This window comes from Anaerobacillus sp. QJM3NY_17, assembly GCF_056173665.1.
The window spans coordinates 719691-738743 of record NZ_CM149685.1; the positions used below are offsets into that span (position 1 = coordinate 719691).

Genomic DNA, 19053 nt, shown 5'->3' on the forward strand with positions numbered 1-19053 from the left:
AAAGCCTCTTTCCGAAGAAAGAGGCTTGAAGACAGAGATACTTCACACCTCTTATCTTCCAGAATGAATATCATCCTGTTGGAAGTAGCACCGTGCCATTTAAGTCATGGATTCATCTGGACTTAAAAATAGGTCGGTTGCTGGGCGTCATAGGGCCAAATCCCTCAGCCTGCTCTTGATAAGAGAAAGTTTATGAAATTATTTTACAATTTTTTCGCTTGAAATGTATGTTACAGAGAAAGGAACATGTTTGTCAATAATATTTTGAATATTATTTATAAATATCTGGACGTCGATCTTCAAAGATAGGAATGCGACTCCGGATTGATGACATTTCCTCTTCGTCAATAGAACCTGTTAAAATAACTTCTTCTTCTCCTGCTTCTGCGATAATTGTTCCCCACGGATCAATGATCAATGAGTGTCCTCCAAACGTATTATCAGGATCTGCCCCGACACGATTACAAGCAATCACGTAGCACTGATTTTCAATCGCGCGACTGATAAGTAATGCTCGCCAATGATCGGTGCGTTGCTTTGGCCATTCTGCTGGTACGAACAATACTTGGGCACCTTCAACTGCATGAAGGCGAAGCCACTCAGGAAAGCGAATATCATAACAAATGAACCCGGCACATGGGAGTTCTTCAAGTGTGAAATGACTTTTTTCATTTCCAGAAACGAGGAATTTCTCTTCATTCATCAAACGAAACAGGTGCGCTTTGCTATACTCATGAACGAGCTGCCCATCTCGATTGAACACAAGCATGGTGTTCGTTACTTCGCCGTTATGATGCTTAGCGATGGAGCCCCCGACAATATTTACGTCGTTTTTTTTTGCGAGGCGAGATAGAAAAGCAATCGACTTTTCTGCATCAGTATCTCCAATTTCATCAAGACGAGATAAATCATAACCTGTGGACCACAATTCTGGTAAAACGATGATATCTGGTTTGTCACTCACCGCCTTAGAAACAAGCTCTTCAACTTTAGAGAAATTCTTTTCTGGATTGCCAAAAGCAATATCAAATTGCAACAGGGCAAGGTTTTTCATTGATTTGTCCTCCTTACATGTTTAGAAATTGACCTTTACATGGTTGTGTATCCAAGATAACATAACTTATTAGAATTTCTCGAAAATTTTAACAGGATGTGATTCCATTTGAAACAATTTCAAACTTCAGATGCACTTAAACGTTTACCAGAACAATTTTTTGCGAAGCTTGCTGGAAAAGTGAACCGTTATGTAGAGGCGGGATATGACATTATTAACCTTGGCCAAGGAAATCCTGACCAGCCGACGCCTGCACATATTATCGAGTCTTTGCAGCAGGCAGCTGAAAACCCTGCATACCACAAGTATCCGCCATTTAGGGGGCAGCCTTTTCTGAAACAAGCCGCGGCTGAATTCTATAAGCGAGAGTTTGGTGTTGAGCTTGATCCGGAGAAAGAGGTAGCCGTCCTCTTTGGTGGAAAAGCTGGCCTTGTAGAAGTCAGTCAATGTTTGTTAAATAAAAGTGACGTGGCGCTCGTGCCAGATCCTGGCTATCCTGATTATTGGTCTGGAGTTGCGATGGCTGAAGCGGATATGCAAATGATGCCGTTACTTGAACAAAATGATTTTCTGCCTGATTATAGCGCGATCCCAGAGAGTGCTCTTGCAAAAGCAAAGCTCATGTTTTTAAATTATCCAAACAATCCTACCGCTGCTATAGCAACGAAAAGCTTTTTTGATGAAACGGTTAGGTTTGCGGATGCCAATGACATCTGTGTCGTTCATGATTTTGCTTATGGAGCGATCGGATTCGATGGAGAACGTCCTAAAAGCTTTTTGGAAACAGAAGGTGCTAAAGATGTGGGAATTGAGATTTATACTCTTTCCAAAACGTATAATATGGCAGGATGGCGTGTTGGGTTCGCTGTCGGAAACCCATCTGTAGTGGAAAGCATCAACCTGCTTCAGGATCATTTCTACGTTAGTTTGTTTAGTGCAGTGCAAGAAGCAGCTGCAGAAGCTTTACTAGGTTCACAGGAATGTGTTGAGAACCTTCGCCAAACGTACGAATCTAGACGGAATGTATTGATACAGGGGCTTCACGATATTGGCTGGGATGTAACCTCTCCTGCGGGGTCATTTTTTGCCTGGTTAAAAGTACCTGAATCATTTACTTCAGAGGGATTTGCGGACTACTTGCTTGAGAATGTTCAAATTGTAGTTGCGCCTGGGAACGGCTTTGGAGAGTATGGGGAAGGCTTTGTGAGAGTAGGCTTATTAACTTCCGAAGAGAAACTCAGGGAGGCAGTTGAACGAATTAATTCTCTTAATCTCTTTTGATTCAGAAAAGTAAAAAAATAGATTGACAGGATTTCCTACGTCTGGCATAATTCGAATCAATTACTTAAACGAATAGTTGCATACTCTTATCCAGAGAGGTGGAGGGACGAGCCCTTTGAAGCCCGGCAACCGATTTTCAAGGTTACTTGAAGACACGGTGCTAATTCTCGCAGCAAAAGCTGGAAGATAAGAGGAAGAGCATGGTGATAACGACCTCTTCCTCGTGAAGGGGTCTTTTTTGTATGATCAAAGATTGAGGACTAGCGCGATGGAAAGGAATGAGCATGATGAGTCATCTTGTGGCAACTTACCTTGTTAAGAATGACCAACAATTATCTAAGCGCGCTGAAGCGATCGCCCTTGGATTAACGATTGGGACTTGGACCAATCTACCGTTATTAGAAAAAAAGCAGTTAAAGAAGCATAAGGGTGAAGTCGTTCACGTAGAGGAAAAAGGGGAAAAGGGCATCATCGCGATTGCTTACCCCACCATCAATTTCAGTGCGGATCTACCTGCGATTTTAACAACAGTCATCGGTAAGCTTTCACTTGATGGTGAAATTAAGCTGGTTGATTTAGAGTTCTCTGCAGGGTTACTAAATCAATTCCCAGGTCCAGCATTTGGAATAGACGGTATTCGAAATCTTACAGAAGTATACGATCGACCGCTCGTTATGAGTATTTTCAAAGGAGTTATTGGAAAATCGTTAGGCGAATTGCAGGAACAAATGAAACAGCAGGCGCTTGGTCGAGTCGATTTTGTGAAGGACGATGAAATCCTTTTTGAAAATGAGTTAACCCCTCTTGAAAAGCGAGTACCCGCCTTACGAAAAATGCTGGATGAAACGGCTGAATTGACAGGAAAGCGAACGCGTTACGCAGTGAATTTAACAGGAAGAACGGCAAACCTCAGTGATCGAGCAAAGCTTGCTGTGGAATTAGGAGCAGATGCGCTTCTGTTTAATGTTTTTACATATGGACTAGATGCATTGCAATCACTTTCAGAGGACTCGGATATTCCGGTTCCAATCATGGCACACCCTGCATTCTCTGGTGCAATGGCTGCCTCAAGCACACATGGGGTAAGTTACTCCCTATTACTTGGAAAGTTGCTTCGAACTGCTGGGGCAGACTTTTCCCTTTTCCCTTCGCCTTATGGGAGTGTAGCGCTTGATCGAAGAGAGGCGCTCGCAACAGCAGAAGCCTTAACGAGAAATAATAAGCTGAAAAGAACATTCCCTGTTCCTTCAGCGGGCATTCATCCTGGACTAGTACCGCTTCTTATAAAAGATTTCGGTATAGACAGTGTGATTAATGCGGGAGGTGGCGTGCACGGGCATCCCGATGGAGCAGCTGCAGGCGGAAAAGCTTTCCGAGATGCCATTCAAGCTGTTTTAACAGAGCAACCTCTTGAACAGGCCTCTCAAAATAGTGAGGAACTTCATCAGGCTCTTACAAAGTGGGGGAGCGGGGAGGTAGTGCGATGAAGCAGCCGATTATTTTTTGCGATTTTGATGGCACCATTACGAAAAGTGATAATATCGTTTCTTTGATGAAACGGTTTGCTCCGAAAGAGTGGGAGCAAATAAAAGATGATGTGCTCGCTCAAAATATTTCCATTCGTGAAGGGGTCGGAAGGATGTTTCACTTAATCCCTTCCAAATTGAAACAGGAATTACTCGATTATTTAGTAGCTACAACTGAAATCAGACAGGGTTTTAGCGAATTCGTAGACTACACGAGGCAAGAAGGGATCGAGCTCTATATCGTCAGTGGAGGGATCGATTTCTTTATTTACCCTCTTCTTAAGCCATACGGTATTCCAGAAGAAAATATCTTCTGTAATGGCAGTGATTTTACTACTGATACCATCTCAATAACTTGGCCGTATGCCTGTGGAGACGATTGTACGAAAGATTGCGGTTGTTGCAAGCCAGGTATATTAAATCGTTTTGATAAAAAGGCTAACCGAAAAATTGTGATTGGAGATTCTATTACCGATTTAGAAGCTTCAAAGCAAGCAGATTTTGTGTTTGCTAGAGATTTTTTAGCGGAGAAGTGTCAAGAACTTGGCATTCCAGCCGTTTTATTTGAAACGTTTGATGATATCGTCGAAAAGTTAACTGAAGAAAGGGGGAAGAATCATGTGCCAAGTGGAGAATCGATGGAACGAACTTGCTGATATTAAAGATGAATTAGCAGCAAGAGATTGGTTCCGTGGAACAAGTGGAAATCTTTCAATTAAGGTAAGTGATTCGCCGCTTCAATTTTTAGTAACGGCTAGTGGAAAGGATAAAAGAAAACGAACAAAAGAAGATTTCATTCTAGTGGATAGACAAGGGCAGCCAATTGAAGAGACTCTATTGAAACCATCAGCAGAGACCATTATTCATCAGGCGATCTATTCAAAGACAGATGCAGGCTGTTGCTTACACGTGCATACAGTTGAAAATAATGTTATATCTGAACTTTTTGCGGGAGAAGGAGAAGTTACGTTTCAAGGACTGGAGTTAGTTAAAGCTTTTGGTTTATGGGGACAGAATGACAAAGTGACAGTACCGATTATCGAGAATTCAGCTGATCTTTCTCTACTAGCTCATGATGTGGTGCACGTGCTTAAGAATGACACGAAAGCCATTTTGATGCGAAATCATGGGATTACAGTATGGGGACGTAATGGTTTTGAAGCAAAAAAATATCTGGAAGCATTTGAATTCCTTTTTGAATATCATCTTAAATTACGAAGCTTTCAAGCAATTGTAAGTTAATCAGTAATCAACAAAGTTTCATTAGCTTAACAAAAGAGGAGGAAGCATTAATGGCAGTAATTAAAATACGAAATACAAATGAAGTTATTGAAGGTCAAGATCGAGTAGGGGCATTTCTTCAGAATGAAGGAGTGTTATATGAACATTGGGATGTTGAGAAGCTACCGACGTTTCTTAAGGGGAATTGTCATGTTACAGAGGAACAGAAAAATGAAATTCTGAGTGTATTTGATGATGACATTCGTTCTCTAGCTAAGCGAAATGGATATGGAAACTGGGATGTGGTGGCACTTTCTGAACAAACGCCTGATCTTGATAAGATTCTGAAAAAATTTGAACAGGTTCATGTGCATACTGAGGACGAAGTAAGAGCGATAACGGCGGGACATGGGATTTTTATCATTAAAGGTAGCGTGGGGTATTTTGATGTTGAGCTCGATCCGGGTGACGTGATTTCTGTACCGGTTGATACACCACACTTCTTTACATTAATGGATGATCGGCAAGTTGTAGCCGTACGCCTTTTCATCGATCCATCAGGATGGGTAGCCCATCCATATGAAGAAAAAGAAAGTGTGAAGTGAAAAAAGGGCCGTGAGCAGTCACGGCCATCATTTTTGATTTTGCTTCAATCCCTTTAGCTACAAAATCCAATTAATTCATTCAGGTCGTTCCAACCAAAGCCGGTTTCTTTAAATGTCTTACCTGCAATTTCTGTTTCTTCCACGGCAATTTGAAGTGGATGAAAACTTTCGTAGAATTGAGAAGCTGGGTTTCCATTCAGTACCCAAACAAGCATAGACTGATAAGATTCGCTTCTAAGATGTTTAGCTACCGAGCACAGAAGTTGTTTGCCAACTCCCTTTCCCTGTGCTTCTTCAAGAAGGTATATCGCATAAAGTTCTCCATCGAATTTGTAAGCAGCTGATCTGTTTTTTCCGCCATTCGCAAATCCTATTATTTCCCCTTCTTCGACTGCCACAAGGATAATACTTCCATTTTCAATTCCTTTCCGCCAACGAGCCTCGCGTATTTGAACGTCTAATGAATTCAAATAGTCTTCTGAGATAAGCGCACGGTAAGTCGTTCTCCAGCTGTTTACATGAACATTTGCTATCGCTAAAGCATCATCTACGACCGCTTTTCTGATTTCCATTGATTACCTCCATCTCAATTTGATTTTCCTATCAGACTCATTTCGAGAGAGAGGGAATGAATCCTGCTAGTCGAATATATGAAGTAAGTCATAGTTTAAAGGAAAAGTGAAATGAAAAAAATCATAATAGAAATAGATGGCAGTTATGTTCATTGTTTTGAATGGGGAGATAGGAGTCAGCCAACTGTCATTCTTCTTCACGGTTTAACGAACAATGCATTTGGTTTTAGTGAGATGGCAGAAGGTCTTAAGGATTACTTTCATTTAATCTCGATTGATCTACCAGGCCATGGTGAGACGCCTCCATTTAATGAAGATAAGAGTTATTCTTTTGAACTTCTAACAGAGTGGCTTCATAAGGTTTGTACATCATTAAGTGACGTACCAGTCTGGCTCATTGGGCATTCGTGGGGAGCTGCCCTGGCACTTCATTATAGTAGTCAATTCTCTAAAATGGTAAAAGGTATCGTGATGATTGATGGCGGTTATCTTCATTCTTCTGATGATCCGTCACTAACGCTTGAAGAACTTCTTGAACAAATGTCTCAATGGGTGGTAGAAAATCATTACAGAAAATTGGAAGAATATGAACAAAAGAAGAAAATGGAAATCGGAAGGTGGAGCAAGTATTTAGAGCAAATGGTACATAGGGATATGGAGGAAAGGAAAAATGGCGTAGCCTTAAGGGCTAGTGGTAGTACAGTAAGAGCGATTATGAAGTCCCTCTATCAAGAACCATGCAAAGAAATTTTTCATATGGTAAATGTTCCTATCTATCTCCTAAGGGCAACACTTCCTGTAGCAGATGAAACTAATAGAAAGCATGCAGCAAACGTGATGCGGAATGAAGTGAAAGGTGAATGTAGAATTGACGCTATTCCACAGACAGGTCATGTTCTACATTGGCAAAAACCTAAAGAAGCTTTATATATGGTAGAGAGATGGTTAAAGGAGCAAACAAAGCAAAAGGGCCATACGCAAGGCCCTGAATAACAGGGGGGTTAATTGCCAACCCCCTTTGGAAAAGTGAGCGTAATGATCGTGCCCTTCCCCTTATTACTTTCGATAGTTAAGTTCCCTTTATGTTTTTTTACTATACGTTTGCATATCGTAAGCCCAAGTCCAGTCCCGTTCTTTTTGGTAGTGAAAAACGGAGAGCCGAGTTTCTCAAGCTCTTCATCTGTGATTCCGCTACCATTATCAATGATTCTAATTTGTAATTTATCGTTACATTCTCGGGCTGAGATTGTAATTTCTCCCTCTTCACCGATAGCATCCATCGCATTTTTTATCAAATTAATAAAAACTTGTTTTAATTGATTACTTTCACAATAAATCTCTGGGAGAGAAGAGTGGTACTCTTTTGTTAGAATGATTGCTTTCATATTAGCCTGGCCACTTAGCAATTCAATGACTTCATCTAATATGAGATCGATTCGATTATAGTTAAAATTAATTTTTGTTGGTTTTGCAAGAATAAGAAATTCATCGATAATCTGTTCGATCCGATGAAATTCTGAATCCATCACCTGGGCATAGCGATCAATGTCTTGATCAGAGTTTTTGAACTGTATTAATTTTAAGAAACCCTTTAAAGAAGTGAGCGGGTTTCGAAGCTCGTGTGCGATCCCAGCTGCAAGTTGTCCAACAATCGATAGCTTTTCGGATTGAGCAAGGTGCTCTTCATTCATTCTTTTCTCGGTAATATCTTTCGCAATTCCAATGATCCTCGAAACATTCCCCTCTTCTACAAGTGGCACTAGTGTAATATCAAATAGCTTGTAGCCCTGTTTTGGGAAAGAATAACCTTCTTCAAATTGAATGGTTTTCTTACGAATCATGGCTTCTTGGAATCTTTTAATCGCTTGTATTCCTTGGTCAACCCCTAGAAAGTCTTCGATTCTCCGCCCAGATATGGCTTCTTTGGAAGTCTCATAACTTGCTAGATAAGCTTCATTTACAGCTTCGATTTCATAATGGTGAACATCGATCACACGAATTTGGAAAATAAGATCTGAAATATGGTGAAAAATAATATCTAAATTCGCCTCTTGTAGCTCGCTTCCATTTTTCATAGAAATCCCCCATAATCAGCATTTTAACTTAGTACTAATTGGATATTTCTACAAGATATGCGTATCCCCTTCAAATTATGATCGATATTTGTAATAGATTGGAAATTTTTGGCGTTCGAAGTGGTTGATAAGGTAGGAGAATATAGTAATAATAATGGAACCAATCCCAATGAAAGCGCATTGCAATTCAATTGTACTTACTATAGAGTTAGAAGAAGTATTTTGAGCGCATCACATTTAGCAAGGGAGGACGGCTTAAAAGATGACCAAAAGAGACTCTGTCTTTTTCCTTAGTCTGTTCTTGTTCTTTTTTCATGGAGCAAATACAATCATCATTAGCTATATGCCAGTATATTTTCAACAAAGTGGTATGTCTGAGAGTAAAATTGGATCTATCCTAGCGATCGGACCACTTGCAGCCATAATGGCTCAACCGTTTTGGGGTTACATAAGCGATAAATTCGGAACAATTAAAAAGGTTCTACTCGTAACGTTAGTTGGCGTTGCCATCATTAGCATTTTTCTTCTAACGAACCATAACTATGTGTTTATTCTCATCTCCGCTGCGGCGTTCTATGTTTTTATGTCCCCAACAGGGGCTCTTGGTGATAGTCTAGCTGTTAAAACAGCAGCTAGCGTGAATAGAAACTTTGGAAGTATTCGAACCTGGGGCTCAATTGGTTTTGCAGTTTCAACTTTAGTAGTTGGTCAGTTTTTTGCTTTTTTTGGTATAGCTTTTATTTTGGTTCCTTTTATGCTCATGATTTTGCTTGCTTTTTTTACAGCTATGAGAGTATCAGATGTCGAAACACATAATAAACCTGTTACTGTATGGGATGCCATACGGATTGGAAAGAATCCTCGCTTCCTACTCTTTTTGATTACGATCATGTTTTTAACCATTCCGCATCGAGCAAATGACAGTTTCATAGGGATTTATATCACGGATCTTGGTGGAAATGAATCTCAAATAGGACTAGCCTGGTTCGTTGCAGTTGCTAGTGAAGCTCTCATATTTGCGACAAGTCATTTTTGGTTTAGGCGTTTTAATGAAGTGGTCTTTATCTTAATAGCAGGTTTGATCTATGCTGTCAGATGGATAGGGTTAGCTTACGTTGGAGGACCTCAAGCAGCGATACTTCTTCAAGTTTTTCACGGCGTAACGTTTGGTGTATTTTACGTTGCGGCCTTTCAATACGTGACCAAATTAGTTCCAGAGCATTTACAGGCGACAGGCCATTTGTTATTTATTTCGGTGTTTTTTGGTTTGTCTGGCATACTAGGTTCATTGCTTGGAGGAATGATTTTTGAAGAAACTTCTGGTGCTACTTTGTACAGTGTGATGGGGTACGTGACCTTAATTGGTTGTCTTGCATTACTTTTCTATCGTGTAATCGATAAGAGAAAATCCAAAAGAGACGAAAGTTATGCATAGGATAGAAGAGATTCTGTCCTATTTGAATTATCCAGTTATTTCATACCCGAATCGTAACTATATAAAACAGTTAGATTAATAGTGATGTAATTCACATAATGTTTTTAGAAGCTCCCTTACATTAAAGGTGTGTTAAGAATAAATAGTGGGGAGTGAGAGAGATGTTTGTTCATTTTCTAAGAGAAAATAAAGCAGCAGCTGGTATACTCTTTTTTATTCGGATATATCTTGATTATCAATGGGTGACATCTGGTTGGACAAAAATCACTAATGGTTTTGATGCAAATGGCTTCTTACAGGGGGCAGTAGCCAACGCTAGTGGTGAGCATCCTGCAGTTCTAGGGTGGTGGGCTACATTCTTAGAAGGCGCAGCAATTCCAAATGTCGATTTCTTTAATGTTTTAATTCCTTGGGGCGAATTCTTTGTTGGTCTCGGATTACTACTTGGAACATTTACAACACTTGCCGCTCTTATGGGAGTAATCATGAATTTTGCCTTCCTGTTTAGTGGCACGACCAGTACAAATCCAATGATGGTCATTCTTGGAATATTATTGCTCATTGCTGGTTACAATGCAGCTAAGTTCGGGCTTGATCGTTGGATTGTTCCTTATTTAAAGAAGAATATTAAAACACACCAAAGTAAGCCCATATTCCATCACTAAAGCGAAAGGTTCCGCATAAAAGCGGAGCCTTTTAAATTTCTATAAGTACGAATCAAACTATTATTAAGAAGGTTAGATGAAAAATTGATACTAATCTCACTCTTGGTATGTCGAATATTACGATCTTTATTTGTTACCCGATTAGTAAAAAGCCTTCTTCAGAAAATAAATTACATTTAGTTAAAAAATGACTGGTATCTGTAATAAATTGTAAAGAGGGGGAGCGAGTGTCACGACGAAAATGGTCTAGTGATAAATAAGTGGGAGGCTAGACTATGATCGGTATTTTCAAAGAAAATGAAGAACGTTATTTAAACTGGTATCGTGCTAATCCGGAAGGATATGTATTTAATCATTTTAAAGGGAGCGATCCTGATTATAATAAAATTCATATCGCCACATGTCGAACGTTATGGCGACAAAAAGACGCGGGTGTGCGAACGAAAGTTGAAAAGATTTGTTCAAGTAATCTTGATGAACTTATACAAATGACTGCGAATGTCAGAGACAAAAAAGGTTTTTCTTTTTGCAAAATTTGCATGACCGACCATGTGATTAAAAATGATCTATCAGTTAATTAATCATTTTTCTAGACAATGGAAGATAATGATAGAATGATACGTAATAGAAGATGGAATTAGAGAGGGATATAAAATGGGTTCTGAAGAGGTTGTTATAAAAGGAAAAGTTGTAGATGATGAAACTAGATGCCAACATTACTATAGTAAACGGGACATTATTGCGATTAAATTCAAATGTTGTGGTACATATTATCCATGTATCTATTGTCATGAAGAAACAACGGATCATTCTGTTATAAAGTGGCCCAAACACGAATTTGATGAAAAAGCTGTACTTTGTGGGAATTGCAAGTCAGAACTAACGATACAACAGTACATTTCTTCAAACTCAATTTGTCCATACTGTCAGTCTCTCTTTAATGATGGTTGTAAGCTTCACCAACATCTTTACTTTGAGCAGATCGACGCTAAATGATTTTCTTTACTTGTGGGTAGTCTGGATGTATTATTATTTCAATCCTATTGAGAAATCCTTTATTGTGTCGAAAGCATAGGGATAAAAATAACATCAGGCTTTGGTATAAAAAGAACTTTAATGGGTTATATCTTCGTGTCAAACACAGATTTCCTGTGTTTTTTCTTTTTGTTTACTTCTATATAAATGAATCGTTTTAACGCTTTTGATGTGGAAAGTATATTTCGAGGGGTTTGCGTGGCTGTTCTTAAAGAAGAAAGAGGGGTATGTCTTGAAATACAAAAAGGTTTTACTTCATCCGCCTAGAGCTTTGTTGCTTCTATTTCTATTTGTTAGTACGATCGGAACGTTTCTTCTAAAGCTACCACAGGCAACCACAACGTCAATTAGCTGGCTAGATGCCTGGTTTACGGCAATATCTGCTATCACTGTTACTGGTCTAGTAGTAGTGGATACGGGCAGTGTGTATACTATTTTTGGTCAGCTTGTTATCATGTTACTCATTCAAATTGGCGGGCTTGGCATTATGTCATTTGCAGTTGTGATCTTTCTATTAATAGGGAAAAAAATCGGGGTTTCTCAAAGGCTCTTAATTACTCAGGCATTAAATCAAAAAGGAATGGGAGGCATTGTTAAGCTCGTTCGAAGTCTACTTTTATTTTCGATCATAATAGAAATGATTGGAGCCATTATTCTTTCGGCGAGGTGGATACCTGAATACGGAGTAGGAAGCGGAATTTACGCAGCAATTTTCCATTCTATTTCAGCTTATAATAATGCTGGCTTCTCGATTTGGTCAGACAGTCTTTCTTCATATGTTGGAGATCCCGTTATCAATATTGTTATTACTCTCTTGTTTATCTTAGGTGGAATTGGCTTCACGGTTTTAATCGATCTTAAGAATAAGAAGCATTTTCGTGAATGGGCCCTTCATACGAAATTGATGGTAATAGGGAGTATCATCATAAATGCACTTGCTTTTATCGTGATTATCACGCTCGAGTGGAATAACACTTCTACAATTGGGCAACTAAATGGTCCAGGAAAAGGATGGGCTGCATTATTTCAGGCTGTAACTCCTCGAACAGCAGGTTTTAATACGGTAGATATCGGTAGTATGGAAGAAGCTTCTCTCTTTTTTATTATATGTCTTATGTTCATAGGGGCTGGAAGTGCTTCTACTGGAGGTGGAATTAAGCTTACTACCTTCATCGCTATGCTCCTTTCAGTTAATACCTTTTTAAAAGGTAAAAACGAAGTAACCATTTTTCATAAAACGCTCGCTTTCTCTATCATTATTAAAGCTCTTGCAATAACTGTGATTTCAACAGGGGTTGTTATACTCGGAGTTTTTATTCTTGAACTAACGCAGGAATCTCCTTTTTTAGTTAATTTATTTGAAGTTGTATCCGCATTTGGAACAGTAGGACTTTCAATGGGATTAACAGGCAGCCTAGATGGAATAGGAAAAGTAACAATTATTGTCATCATGATGGTTGGTAAACTTGGTCCCCTGACGCTTGCCTTCATCTTTGCTTCTAAGAAGACTTCTAAAATAAGATACCCTGAAGAAGAAGTACTTACAGGATAAAACTGCCCCCTTCCATTGATGAGGAAGGGGGGATGAAAATTAATTCCCATAAATGGTTGACGCCATTGTTATCACATGGTAAGATGTTTCTTGTCACTTCGAAAAACAAACAACATCTTACATACAAATTACATACAAAAATGTTTTAAAAAAAGACATTGACTTATATGAATGTTGCTGGTAAGATAGAAGTTGTCACTCGGGAGAACAACACCGAGATTAATAGAATTAAATCGATCTTTGAAAACTGAACGAAACGCCATGTAAGTAGTTGTTTCTACGGAAACAAAACATTGTTTTAAAGCTAGATTAAGCTTTCTATCGGAGAGTTTGATCCTGGCTCAGGACGAACGCTGGCGGCGTGCCTAATACATGCAAGTCGAGCGAAGAGATGGGAGCTTGCTCCCTGATCTTAGCGGCGGACGGGTGAGTAACACGTGGGCAACCTGCCCTGCAGACTGGGATAACTCCGGGAAACCGGAGCTAATACCGGGTAATACATCGCACCGCATGGTGCAATGTTGAAAGTTGGCTTTCGAGCTAACACTGTAGGATGGGCCCGCGGCGCATTAGCTAGTTGGTAAGGTAATGGCTTACCAAGGCGACGATGCGTAGCCGACCTGAGAGGGTGATCGGCCACACTGGGACTGAGACACGGCCCAGACTCCTACGGGAGGCAGCAGTAGGGAATCTTCCGCAATGGACGAAAGTCTGACGGAGCAACGCCGCGTGAGTGACGAAGGCCTTCGGGTCGTAAAGCTCTGTTGTTAGGGAAGAACAAGTACCGTTCGAATAGGGCGGTACCTTGACGGTACCTAACCAGAAAGCCACGGCTAACTACGTGCCAGCAGCCGCGGTAATACGTAGGTGGCAAGCGTTGTCCGGAATTATTGGGCGTAAAGCGCGCGCAGGCGGTCTTTTAAGTCTGATGTGAAAGCCCACGGCTCAACCGTGGAGGGTCATTGGAAACTGGAGGACTTGAGTGCAGAAGAGGAGAGTGGAATTCCACGTGTAGCGGTGAAATGCGTAGATATGTGGAGGAACACCAGTGGCGAAGGCGGCTCTCTGGTCTGTAACTGACGCTGAGGCGCGAAAGCGTGGGGAGCAAACAGGATTAGATACCCTGGTAGTCCACGCCGTAAACGATGAGTGCTAGGTGTTGGGGGGTTCCACCCTCAGTGCTGAAGTTAACACATTAAGCACTCCGCCTGGGGAGTACGACCGCAAGGTTGAAACTCAAAGGAATTGACGGGGGCCCGCACAAGCAGTGGAGCATGTGGTTTAATTCGAAGCAACGCGAAGAACCTTACCAGGTCTTGACATCCTCTGACAATCCTGGAGACAGGACGTTCCCCTTCGGGGGACAGAGTGACAGGTGGTGCATGGTTGTCGTCAGCTCGTGTCGTGAGATGTTGGGTTAAGTCCCGCAACGAGCGCAACCCTTGATCTTAGTTGCCAGCATTTAGTTGGGCACTCTAAGGTGACTGCCGGTGACAAACCGGAGGAAGGTGGGGATGACGTCAAATCATCATGCCCCTTATGACCTGGGCTACACACGTGCTACAATGGACGGTACAAAGGGCAGCAACACCGCGAGGTGAAGCGAATCCCATAAAGCCGTTCTCAGTTCGGATTGCAGGCTGCAACTCGCCTGCATGAAGCCGGAATTGCTAGTAATCGCGGATCAGCATGCCGCGGTGAATACGTTCCCGGGCCTTGTACACACCGCCCGTCACACCACGAGAGTTTGTAACACCCGAAGTCGGTGGGGTAACCTTTATGGAGCCAGCCGCCGAAGGTGGGACAAATGATTGGGGTGAAGTCGTAACAAGGTAGCCGTATCGGAAGGTGCGGCTGGATCACCTCCTTTCTATGGAGAATTACGAAGGTAACTTACGTTACCAACCTTACATGAGCGTTTCGTTTAGTTTTGAAAGAATGATTTATTCTTTCAAACCAGGTGAAGTGATGAAGCTTAGGCGGATTCAAACAGTAGCCTTGTTCCTTGAAAACTTGATAGCACAAACAACGACATCCAATAATTATTTTTTATGCAATAACTTAGTAATAACTGATGCGTTATGGCAGCAATGCCTAACAAATCGAAGGTTAAGCTACTAAGGGCGCACGGTGGATGCCTTGGCACTAGAAGCCTAAGAAGGACGGGACGAACACCGATATGCTTCGGGGAGCTGTAAGTACGCTTTGATCCGGAGATTTCCGAATGGGGGAACCCACCATCTTTAATAGGATGGTATCCATTTCTGAATACATAGGGAATGGAAGGCAGACCCGGGGAACTGAAACATCTCATTACCCGGAGGAAGAGAAAGCAAACGCGATTTCCTGAGTAGCGGCGAGCGAAACGGAATCAGCCCAAACCAGAGGGCTTGCCCTCTGGGGTTGTAGGACGTCTCTTTGGAGTTACAAAGGCACGGATAGACGAAGCGACCTGGAAAGGTCCATCAGAGAAGGTAACAATCCTGTAGTCAAAATCCGATGCCCTCCGAGACGGATCCTGAGTACGGCGGGACACGTGAAACCCCGTCGGAATCCGGGAGGACCATCTCCCAAGGCTAAATACTCTCTAGTGACCGATAGTGAACCAGTACCGTGAGGGAAAGGTGAAAAGCACCCCGGAAGGGGAGTGAAAAAGAACCTGAAACCGTGTGCCTACAACTAGTTGGAGCCCGTTAATGGGTGACAGCGTGCCTTTTGTAGAATGAACCGGCGAGTTACGATCCCGTGCAAGGTTAAGCTGAGAAGGCGGAGCCGCAGCGAAAGCGAGTCTGAATAGGGCGAAATAGTACGTGGTCGTAGACCCGAAACCAGGTGATCTACCCATGTCCAGGGTGAAGTTCAGGTAACACTGAATGGAGGCCCGAACCCACGCATGTTGAAAAATGCGGGGATGAGGTGTGGGTAGCGGTGAAATGCCAATCGAACCTGGAGATAGCTGGTTCTCTCCGAAATAGCTTTAGGGCTAGCCTCGCGGCAAGAATCTTGGAGGTAGAGCACTGATTGGACTAGGGGTCCTTACCGGATTACCGAATCCAGTCAAACTCCGAATGCCAACGATTTATCCGCGGGAGTCAGACTGCGAGTGATAAGATCCGTAGTCGAGAGGGAAACAGCCCAGACCACCAGCTAAGGTCCCAAAGTATATGTTAAGTGGAAAAGGATGTGGCGTTGCTTAGACAACCAGGATGTTGGCTTAGAAGCAGCCATCATTTAAAGAGTGCGTAATAGCTCACTGGTCGAGTGACGCTGCGCCGAAAATGTACCGGGGCTAAACGTATCACCGAAGCTGTGGATTGTCTTACGACAATGGTAGGAGAGCGTTCTAAGGGCTGTGAAGTCAGACCGAAAGGACTGGTGGAGCGCTTAGAAGTGAGAATGCCGGTATGAGTAGCGAAAGACAAGTGAGAATCTTGTCCGTCGAAAGCCCAAGGTTTCCTGAGGAAGGCTCGTCCGCTCAGGGTTAGTCGGGACCTAAGCCGAGGCCGAAAGGCGTAGGCGATGGATAACAGGTTGATATTCCTGTACCACCTCCTTTCCGTTTGAACGACGGGGGGACGCAGAAAGATAGGGAGAGCGCGCTGCTGGAAATGCGCGTCCAAGCGATTAGGCTGGTGAATAGGCAAATCCGTTCACCATGAAGGCTGAGTCGTGATGGCGAGGGAAATTTAGTACCGAAGTCCTTGATTCTACGCTGCCAAGAAAAGCCTCTAGTGAGGAAAAAGGTGCCCGTACCGCAAACCGACACAGGTAGGCGAGGAGAGAATCCTAAGACGATCGGGAGAACTCTCGTTAAGGAACTCGGCAAAATGACCCCGTAACTTCGGGAGAAGGGGTGCTTCCTCGGGTTTATAGCCCAGGGGAGCCGCAGTGAAAAGATCCAAGCGACTGTTTAGCAAAAACACAGGTCTCTGCAAAGCCGTAAGGCGAAGTATAGGGGCTGACACCTGCCCGGTGCTGGAAGGTTAAGAGGAGGGGTTATCCCTTACGGGAGAAGCTCTGAATCGAAGCCCCAGTAAACGGCGGCCGTAACTATAACGGTCCTAAGGTAGCGAAATTCCTTGTCGGGTAAGTTCCGACCCGCACGAAAGGTGCAACGACTTGGATACTGTCTCAACGAGAGACCCGGTGAAATTATAGTACCTGTGAAGATGCAGGTTACCCGCGACAGGACGGAAAGACCCCATGGAGCTTTACTGTAGCCTGATATTGGATTTTGGTACAGCTTGTACAGGATAGGTAGGAGCCATAGAAGTCGGACCGCCAGGTTCGATGGAGGCGTCGGTGGGATACTACCCTGGCTGTACTGACATTCTAACCCAGCACCGTGATCCGGTGCGGAGACAGTGTCAGGTGGGCAGTTTGACTGGGGCGGTCGCCTCCTAAAGTGTAACGGAGGCGCCCAAAGGTTCCCTCAGAATGGTTGGAAATCATTCGCAGAGTGTAAAGGCACAAGGGAGCTTGACTGCGAGACCTACAAGTCGAGCAGGGACGAAAGTCGGGCTTAGTGATCCGGTGGTTCCGCATGGAAGGGCCATCGCTCAACGGATAAAAGCTACCCTGGGGATAACAGGCTTATCTCCCCCAAGAGTCCACATCGACGGGGAGGTTTGGCACCTCGATGTCGGCTCATCGCATCCTGGGGCTGAAGTAGGTCCCAAGGGTTGGGCTGTTCGCCCATTAAAGCGGTACGCGAGCTGGGTTCAGAACGTCGTGAGACAGTTCGGTCCCTATCCGTCGCGGGCGCAGGAAATTTGAGAGGAGCTGTCCTTAGTACGAGAGGACCGGGATGGACACACCGCTGGTGTACCAGTTGTTCCGCCAGGAGCATAGCTGGGTAGCTACGTGTGGAAGGGATAAGTGCTGAAAGCATCTAAGCATGAAGCCCCCCTCGAGATGAGATTTCCCACAGCATGAAGCTGGTAAGATCCCTTAGAGATGATGAGGTAGATAGGTTCGGGGTGGAAGCGTGGCAACACGTGGAGCTGACGAATACTAATCGATCGAGGGCTTAACCTAAAATATTGGAAAGTTGTGCGTGCTATCTAGTTTTCAGGGAACACCTGAAATAAGGAAGTTCGATTAAGTGCCACCACGTCCTGTGGTGAACACCGAACGGCTAACATCCTGTTAGTCTAGTGATGATGGCGAAGAGGTCACACCCGTTCCCATGCCGAACACGGAAGTTAAGCTCTTCAGCGCCGATGGTAGTTGGGGGATCTCCCCCTGCAAGAGTAGGACGTCGCTGGGCAACATAAGAGAAGCGAGAGACCTGAGGGTCTCTCGCTTTTTTGTATTCAAAAAGTGTAGTAAGCTCGTAAGAGAAAAAAGCTGCAGGAAAGACAATCAAAGACTTCTTCGAAAGCTTCGTAGGGGTGGGAGAAGCAAGAAATTCGAGGAAGCAAGTGATGTCAGACCGGAGTGGATATTCGAGAGATCCATGAGGATCTGGCATCGCGCAGCTGACGAAGAAGTTCGCCGCTTATCGCGCCCCGTATGAGAACACGGAAGTTAAGCTCGAGCGCCGATGGTAGTTGGGGGATCTCCCCCTGCAAGAGTAGGACGTCGCTGGGCAATGAAGAGAAGCGAGAGACCTGAGGGTTTCTCGCTTTTTTATATGTTTTTTTACGTTCGAGGAATTAATCTCAAATGCGCGGAATTATTACGGAAAAGCGCGGGAAAAATCCGGATTTCGCGGAATTATATAAAATATCGCGGAATTAATGGGTAATGATAAGCTTCTTGGTATTATAAAATTGATAGAGATTTCTTAAAAGATCAGGTGAATTGTATAAAATAATGCTTTAAAATCGAGGGGAAGAACTAGAATCTACTATTAATGGAGTGAACCCTTTTGGAACAGCTTCTTTTCAATCTTAATCATTGTAATAACAATTTGGTTAATGATTAAAGTGTTACATATCGCGTTTAAGAGATTCGAATAAATTATTCATTTGTCTTATAGGTAGACCACTTATTTAGCTACAATATCGTTAGTTGGCATCTATAGCACA

Annotated in this window: 14 protein-coding genes, 3 rRNA genes and 2 riboswitches; of the genes, 14 read left to right on the forward strand and 3 right to left on the reverse strand. The window is 42.8% G+C overall.

What is annotated here, in order from left to right:
* Positions 1-48: 48 nt before the first annotated feature.
* Positions 49-185, reverse strand: a riboswitch (SAM riboswitch).
* An 86-nt stretch (positions 186-271) separates the two neighbouring features.
* Positions 272-1054 carry a carbon-nitrogen family hydrolase gene (locus AC0VYV_RS03925; protein ID WP_475374456.1) on the reverse strand — a complete coding sequence of 261 codons (783 nt, stop codon included), beginning with the start codon at positions 1052-1054 and terminating at the stop codon, positions 272-274.
* 108 nt (positions 1055-1162) lie between these two features.
* Between AC0VYV_RS03925 and AC0VYV_RS03930 the strand changes: the two genes are divergently transcribed.
* From AC0VYV_RS03930 to AC0VYV_RS03950, 5 genes are all read left to right on the forward strand, one after another.
* On the forward strand, positions 1163-2335 hold the full coding sequence (locus AC0VYV_RS03930; RefSeq protein WP_475374457.1) for an aminotransferase class I/II-fold pyridoxal phosphate-dependent enzyme: 1173 nt from the start codon (positions 1163-1165) through the stop codon (positions 2333-2335).
* Between the two features lie 83 nt (positions 2336-2418).
* A riboswitch (SAM riboswitch) is annotated at positions 2419-2528 on the forward strand.
* Between the two features lie 94 nt (positions 2529-2622).
* Positions 2623-3822: a 2,3-diketo-5-methylthiopentyl-1-phosphate enolase gene (locus tag AC0VYV_RS03935; RefSeq protein WP_475374458.1), complete on the forward strand. Its 1200-nt coding sequence runs from the start codon at positions 2623-2625 to the stop codon at positions 3820-3822.
* The gene (locus tag AC0VYV_RS03940; RefSeq protein ID WP_475366595.1) at positions 3819-4517 is read left to right on the forward strand and encodes a 2-hydroxy-3-keto-5-methylthiopentenyl-1-phosphate phosphatase; all 699 of its coding nucleotides are present in this window, start codon (positions 3819-3821) and stop codon (positions 4515-4517) included. Before AC0VYV_RS03935 ends, AC0VYV_RS03940 begins: the two co-directional genes overlap by 4 nt.
* Positions 4480-5103, forward strand: coding sequence for a methylthioribulose 1-phosphate dehydratase (locus tag AC0VYV_RS03945; RefSeq protein WP_475366596.1), 624 nt, complete (start codon positions 4480-4482; stop codon positions 5101-5103). The genes AC0VYV_RS03940 and AC0VYV_RS03945 overlap by 38 nt, the downstream gene beginning before the upstream one ends.
* A gap of 50 nt (positions 5104-5153) precedes the next feature.
* Positions 5154-5687, forward strand: a complete 534-nt coding sequence (locus AC0VYV_RS03950) for an acireductone dioxygenase (RefSeq protein WP_475374459.1) — start codon at positions 5154-5156, stop codon at positions 5685-5687.
* 53 nt (positions 5688-5740) lie between these two features.
* Here the strand turns inward: AC0VYV_RS03950 and AC0VYV_RS03955 are convergent, their stop codons facing one another.
* Positions 5741-6259 carry a GNAT family N-acetyltransferase gene (locus AC0VYV_RS03955; protein WP_430246678.1) on the reverse strand — a complete coding sequence of 173 codons (519 nt, stop codon included), beginning with the start codon at positions 6257-6259 and terminating at the stop codon, positions 5741-5743.
* Positions 6260-6370: 111 nt separating this feature from the next.
* Here AC0VYV_RS03955 and AC0VYV_RS03960 point away from each other — a divergent pair, with 111 nt between their 5' ends.
* Positions 6371-7252, forward strand: a complete 882-nt coding sequence (locus AC0VYV_RS03960; RefSeq protein WP_475374460.1) for an alpha/beta fold hydrolase — start codon at positions 6371-6373, stop codon at positions 7250-7252.
* A gap of 8 nt (positions 7253-7260) precedes the next feature.
* On the opposite strand, the gene AC0VYV_RS03965 is transcribed toward AC0VYV_RS03960, so the two are convergent.
* Positions 7261-8334, reverse strand: a complete 1074-nt coding sequence (locus AC0VYV_RS03965) for an ATP-binding protein (protein WP_475366598.1) — start codon at positions 8332-8334, stop codon at positions 7261-7263.
* A gap of 262 nt (positions 8335-8596) precedes the next feature.
* Here AC0VYV_RS03965 and AC0VYV_RS03970 point away from each other — a divergent pair, with 262 nt between their 5' ends.
* The 8 genes from AC0VYV_RS03970 (at position 8597) to rrf (ending at position 18290) form a co-directional block, all read left to right on the forward strand.
* A complete protein-coding gene (locus tag AC0VYV_RS03970) occupies positions 8597-9769 on the forward strand; it encodes an MFS transporter (RefSeq protein ID WP_475366599.1) in 1173 nt (390 codons plus the stop codon).
* A 161-nt stretch (positions 9770-9930) separates the two neighbouring features.
* Complete coding sequence (locus tag AC0VYV_RS03975) at positions 9931-10434, forward strand: DoxX family protein (protein WP_475374461.1); 504 nt, start codon at positions 9931-9933, stop codon at positions 10432-10434.
* A gap of 275 nt (positions 10435-10709) precedes the next feature.
* The gene (locus AC0VYV_RS03980; RefSeq protein ID WP_194219967.1) at positions 10710-11015 is read left to right on the forward strand and encodes a hypothetical protein; all 306 of its coding nucleotides are present in this window, start codon (positions 10710-10712) and stop codon (positions 11013-11015) included.
* A 73-nt stretch (positions 11016-11088) separates the two neighbouring features.
* Complete coding sequence (locus AC0VYV_RS03985) at positions 11089-11430, forward strand: CHY zinc finger protein (RefSeq protein WP_430246667.1); 342 nt, start codon at positions 11089-11091, stop codon at positions 11428-11430.
* A gap of 271 nt (positions 11431-11701) precedes the next feature.
* Positions 11702-13021, forward strand: a complete 1320-nt coding sequence (locus AC0VYV_RS03990; protein ID WP_430246665.1) for a TrkH family potassium uptake protein — start codon at positions 11702-11704, stop codon at positions 13019-13021.
* Positions 13022-13339: 318 nt separating this feature from the next.
* A 16S ribosomal RNA gene (locus AC0VYV_RS03995) occupies positions 13340-14891 on the forward strand.
* 237 nt (positions 14892-15128) lie between these two features.
* Positions 15129-18058, forward strand: a 23S ribosomal RNA gene (locus AC0VYV_RS04000).
* Between the two features lie 115 nt (positions 18059-18173).
* Positions 18174-18290 (forward strand): 5S ribosomal RNA (rrf, locus tag AC0VYV_RS04005).
* The 16S, 23S and 5S rRNA genes sit together here, the layout of an rRNA operon.
* The last annotated feature ends 763 nt before the right edge of the window (positions 18291-19053 follow it).

Excerpts from the sequence above, each read along its gene's own strand:
- AC0VYV_RS03925 (WP_475374456.1), bottom strand. The coding sequence starts at position 1,054 with ATGAAAAACCTTGCCCTGTTGCAATTTGATATTGCTTTTGGCAATCCA.
- AC0VYV_RS03935 (WP_475374458.1), top strand. The coding sequence starts at position 2,623 with ATGAGTCATCTTGTGGCAACTTACCTTGTTAAGAATGACCAACAATTA.
- AC0VYV_RS03940 (WP_475366595.1), top strand. The coding sequence starts at position 3,819 with ATGAAGCAGCCGATTATTTTTTGCGATTTTGATGGCACCATTACGAAA.
- AC0VYV_RS03945 (WP_475366596.1), top strand. The coding sequence starts at position 4,480 with ATGTGCCAAGTGGAGAATCGATGGAACGAACTTGCTGATATTAAAGAT.
- AC0VYV_RS03950 (WP_475374459.1), top strand. The coding sequence starts at position 5,154 with ATGGCAGTAATTAAAATACGAAATACAAATGAAGTTATTGAAGGTCAA.
- AC0VYV_RS03955 (WP_430246678.1), bottom strand. The coding sequence starts at position 6,259 with ATGGAAATCAGAAAAGCGGTCGTAGATGATGCTTTAGCGATAGCAAAT.
- AC0VYV_RS03960 (WP_475374460.1), top strand. The coding sequence starts at position 6,371 with ATGAAAAAAATCATAATAGAAATAGATGGCAGTTATGTTCATTGTTTT.
- AC0VYV_RS03965 (WP_475366598.1), bottom strand. The coding sequence starts at position 8,334 with ATGAAAAATGGAAGCGAGCTACAAGAGGCGAATTTAGATATTATTTTT.
- AC0VYV_RS03970 (WP_475366599.1), top strand. The coding sequence starts at position 8,597 with ATGACCAAAAGAGACTCTGTCTTTTTCCTTAGTCTGTTCTTGTTCTTT.
- AC0VYV_RS03975 (WP_475374461.1), top strand. The coding sequence starts at position 9,931 with ATGTTTGTTCATTTTCTAAGAGAAAATAAAGCAGCAGCTGGTATACTC.
- AC0VYV_RS03980 (WP_194219967.1), top strand. The coding sequence starts at position 10,710 with ATGATCGGTATTTTCAAAGAAAATGAAGAACGTTATTTAAACTGGTAT.
- AC0VYV_RS03985 (WP_430246667.1), top strand. The coding sequence starts at position 11,089 with ATGGGTTCTGAAGAGGTTGTTATAAAAGGAAAAGTTGTAGATGATGAA.